Origin of the sequence: Actinoplanes sp. NPDC049802 (assembly GCF_040656595.1) — a bacterium.
Taxonomy (GTDB): Bacteria; Actinomycetota; Actinomycetes; order Mycobacteriales; family Micromonosporaceae; genus Actinoplanes.
The window spans coordinates 1-3,674 of record NZ_JBFAMR010000163.1; the positions used below are offsets into that span (position 1 = coordinate 1).

Sequence of the window (3,674 nt, forward strand, 5' to 3'; positions counted from 1 at the left end):
GAGCAGGTCTGGATCAACCGGCCCGACCAGGAAACCCAGCCCCAACCGCAAGCCGCTTAACTCCCGTTGGCCTCAATCCCTTGACACGTTCCGCATGCCGGACCGAAACCCTCACCCCGGCGAAGGATCCCCGCCGGGCGGGCATGCCGTGGATGACATGCACCGCCCAGTACCGGACTGTCAGGCCGATCGAACTCGCCGCGAACCTGTCAACACCTGTCACAACCTGTCAACGGCCCTCGTACCGTGTCCCGTCTCAGGAAATCTGTCCGCGTCCCATTGGACCTGTCCTCTTGAGCCGACGAATCTCCTCGTCGAACACGGTGCCGACGACTTCTCCGGCACCGTCCGAGAATCCTTGCAGGTCCCGCGCCCGTAGGCGAAGCGGGCCAACAAGGCTGAGACGAGAGAACAGCGACTCCGCGAGCCAGATCCGATGAGACAACAAGGTCCATCCGTCTCACCCGATCTGTCAGCCGCCGCGCTGAAACTCATAGCCGCGATCCAGGTCCGATGAGACGGGACATACCGCATGTCCCGTCTCAGCGAATCTGTCCGCCTCCCATGGGGTTCCTCGCCGAGTGGATCCCTCTCTCCCGGTCGAGCCAACACCGCGTCGATCTGTCCCATTACCCGGAGATTGTTGTGCTTGCCGGACCGTTCGCCTCCCAGTCGAGCGGCCATCCTTCACGTTGCTGAACCGGCGGCCGATTCCCCGGCGATGACCGCCAAAACGTCGGCGGCCGAATCGCGTCCGCCCGGCTGGCCCTCAGTCAAAGTCGTAGGCGCTTTCCGGCCGCAGCGCTTGGACGAAGCTGACGAAATCTGGCGCCAGCACGGTGATCCGGTAGTCAAGCTCCTGATCGACGTGGACAACACACGGTTCACCCTCCGGGCCGCAGTCCCGGTAGTCGAACGCGATCATGTCGTGGCCCGCCGAAGGGCAGTCAGCGAAATACACGCCGATCTTCGGATAGCCCCACTCCTGGATGAGAAACCGGCTGCCCGATCGTCCGGCCAGCGAGCATTCCTTCTCCCGGCCGATCCCCATGATCGCGGTGACGGCGACGTGATCTTCGGCCGAGGTCGTTCTGCTCGGGGCCGGACAGCAGGTGTTGCGAGGCATTCCGCCGTTGCGCATCCGCATCAAAGCCACATACGAGGCCGGCAGCCGGAATCCGAGCTCTGCCTCGACCGACGCGACCACTTCGTCAGAGGGATACCCGCCACCATAGATCTCTTCCGCATGCTCACCGTCTTCCCAGAACCCGTCGAGGTCCAGTTCCGGAAAGACGCGTCGGAGTTGATCGTCAGCCATGCGGCGCCCTCCGTCAACCACAACACGGGGTTGGAGACATCCTCCGAGCGCCGGAGAGCCACCTATCAACGCGGGCGCTCCTCGACCGTGTCGGGGTCGGTTGAGCTGAGCCACTCTGCCAGAGTTTGTGACGCATCCCCAGAGTGAACAGGATCCCAATGGAGATCACGCAGGAGGGCCCCTTCCTCGTCGTCGGGCAGGAGCGGTTCGTTGCCCGCTTCCCCGCTGACCCGGCAGATGACCTGGAGCAAATCGAGAACCAGGACTTCTACGTGACCGTCACTGGTGGGCCGACCTACTATGTGACCCTCATGACCCTCGGCGCGATCGATGCACTGATCCGCCGGTGGGAAGAGACCGGCGAAGCCGCCGGCGGCCGGTATTTCTACACAACGGACCTCGTCATCACACCCAAGCCGGGCATCACCGCGATGATCGAAGCGATCAACGGGCTCGTTCAGGACGAGGAGATCGGCCACGCCTGCCGAACCATCGTGGGCGTCATCAAGCAAGATTCAATGGCGGATTTGAGTGAATCCGAGAGCTTCTCGCAGTCTTGACGAGCGGCAGGCCCCCACTCGACATTCCTCATCGCAGCTCACAGCAGCCTGGTCGAGGATGACTCGCTGGCGCAGGACAGGCAGGCTCGGACGAGGCATCGACAACAACTGTTGCAGCGGGGCTGCCGGACGAGCAACGAGTGTTGTCACAACAAGGCGCGCCGGGCAACGACCGATGTCGGTTCCATCGGAGCGACGACAACAACCGTTGCGCGGCTCTTCGGGCGGGGCAACAGTCGTTGTCGGGGGCGAATCGCGGCTGACAACAGGTGTTGCGGCAGTCGATAATGCCGAGACTGGAGATCGACGGTGTTCGTTGTCGGCTGGTTGGAGGGGAACGTATGCCCATCGAGTCCGTGCCCGAGGAACAGAACTTCTCAACTCACCGTCGAGGCGCTGGTCGAGTCGGGTGGTGAGGATGCCGGCGCTGCCGGCCGCTGAGCTGCGGCAGGCCAATGACGAGATCGCTCAGCTGGTCGTGCGGGTGGCGCAGCGGCTCTGCGAAGCCGCCCTGGATCAGCCGACCGATCGTGAGGTGCGCTTGGCGGTGGTCACGGCGGCCCGTCTGATCCAGGCCGAGGTCGGCGCGCAGCTCGACGAGGCTGTCGCCGGCGCCGCCCGTACCGGGGCGGGGTATGCCGAGATCGGTGCCGCTGTCGGGATGACGCGGCAGGGTGCACGGCGGCGCTGGCCGGAGATCGCCGCTGTCATCCAGGCCGCCCGCGAGGCCGACCTGTCAACGGATTCCTGACCACAACGGCGGCGAGGCTGCACCAGGCGCGGGCCTGGTGCAGCCTCGGGTAGGGCCGCGATCGGCGGGCAGCGGTGGGTCAGCGTGCGGCGCTGGTGAGCTGGCCGCTGGTGATGGCGGCGGCCACCTTCCGTTCGGCGCGGCGGCGGCGCATCCGCAGCGCGCCGGGGGTGACGCCCTGTTCGGCGGCGAGTTGCTCGATCAGGGTGTCGCCGAGGCGGGTCGCGGCGATGAGTTCGGCGGCTTCGGCGGTGATCAGGCCGGTGGCGGCGGCCCGGGTGAGCAGCAGGTCCGGGTGCCCGTACGGCATGCGCGGGGACCGTGGCCCGGTGGAGAAGTCCGGCGGCAGTTCCTCGTCGTCGTTGTTGTCGACCACGGCGGCGCCGGCGCGCCAGGCCGTCCAGCACATGCGCAGCCACAGCCGTGGCGCGTCCAGGTCGATGGTGCGCAACGCCTCAAGGAACCCGGCCAAGACTTCGGAGTCGACGTCCTCGGCGTGCCGGGGATGGCCGGTGCTGATCCTGGCGGCGAGGCGGGTCAGCGCGGGCAGCGCGACCCCGATCGCGCCCACGACCCAGGCGGGACCCCAGTCACGGGCATGCCGGGCGAGCTGCCGCCACAGCAGATCGACGGTGTCGCTGTCGTAGCGCTCGTACAGCAGCAGCATGCGCAGCTCGGGCAGCGGCATCGTCGCGTCCGGCAGGCCCGGCACCGGCCGGGCGTCGAAAACCAGCGGGGCGGGCTCGCAGGTCAGTAGATCGAATGCCTTCTCGGCGGTGGTCAACGCGGTGTCCGCGGTGCGTAGTGTCATCGTGCGTCCTTCTCGATACAGGGCCCGTGCGGGCCGGTGAGGCATCGATTGAGACAGCGGCACCTGACACCAGCGGCCATTGTCAGATCAGGACAGCAGCTGTCAGCTGCGGTCAGGTTTCCCCAGGTCAGCGGCCTAGCTGTCCTGTCTCAGCGAAGTTGCCCCGATGCCCCATCGGGGAGCTGGACTGGAGCAGGTTGATTGAGACGGCCAGTGTGACGGTGTCTCAGCGAA

At 66.3% G+C, this 3,674-nt stretch carries 4 protein-coding genes; 2 read left to right on the forward strand and 2 right to left on the reverse strand.

Annotation, left to right across the window (positions count from 1 at the left end):
- Positions 1–769: 769 nt before the first annotated feature.
- The gene (locus AB0I88_RS41055; RefSeq protein ID WP_361037682.1) at positions 770–1,318 is read right to left on the reverse strand and encodes an SMI1/KNR4 family protein; all 549 of its coding nucleotides are present in this window, start codon (positions 1,316–1,318) and stop codon (positions 770–772) included.
- 158 nt (positions 1,319–1,476) lie between these two features.
- On the opposite strand from AB0I88_RS41055, the gene AB0I88_RS41060 reads away from it, so the two are divergent.
- Positions 1,477–1,878 carry a hypothetical protein gene (locus AB0I88_RS41060; protein ID WP_361037684.1) on the forward strand — a complete coding sequence of 134 codons (402 nt, stop codon included), beginning with the start codon at positions 1,477–1,479 and terminating at the stop codon, positions 1,876–1,878.
- Positions 1,879–2,296: 418 nt separating this feature from the next.
- Positions 2,297–2,629 (forward strand): hypothetical protein, encoded by a 333-nt coding sequence (locus tag AB0I88_RS41065; RefSeq protein ID WP_361037686.1) that lies wholly within the window; start codon positions 2,297–2,299, stop codon positions 2,627–2,629.
- Between the two features lie 79 nt (positions 2,630–2,708).
- On the opposite strand, the gene AB0I88_RS41070 is transcribed toward AB0I88_RS41065, so the two are convergent.
- Positions 2,709–3,440, reverse strand: coding sequence for a hypothetical protein (locus tag AB0I88_RS41070; RefSeq protein WP_361037688.1), 732 nt, complete (start codon positions 3,438–3,440; stop codon positions 2,709–2,711).
- Positions 3,441–3,674 lie beyond the last annotated feature (234 nt).

Excerpts from the sequence above, each read along its gene's own strand:
- AB0I88_RS41060 (WP_361037684.1), top strand. The coding sequence starts at position 1,477 with ATGGAGATCACGCAGGAGGGCCCCTTCCTCGTCGTCGGGCAGGAGCGG.
- AB0I88_RS41070 (WP_361037688.1), bottom strand. The coding sequence starts at position 3,440 with ATGACACTACGCACCGCGGACACCGCGTTGACCACCGCCGAGAAGGCA.
- AB0I88_RS41055 (WP_361037682.1), bottom strand. The coding sequence starts at position 1,318 with ATGGCTGACGATCAACTCCGACGCGTCTTTCCGGAACTGGACCTCGAC.
- AB0I88_RS41065 (WP_361037686.1), top strand. The coding sequence starts at position 2,297 with ATGCCGGCGCTGCCGGCCGCTGAGCTGCGGCAGGCCAATGACGAGATC.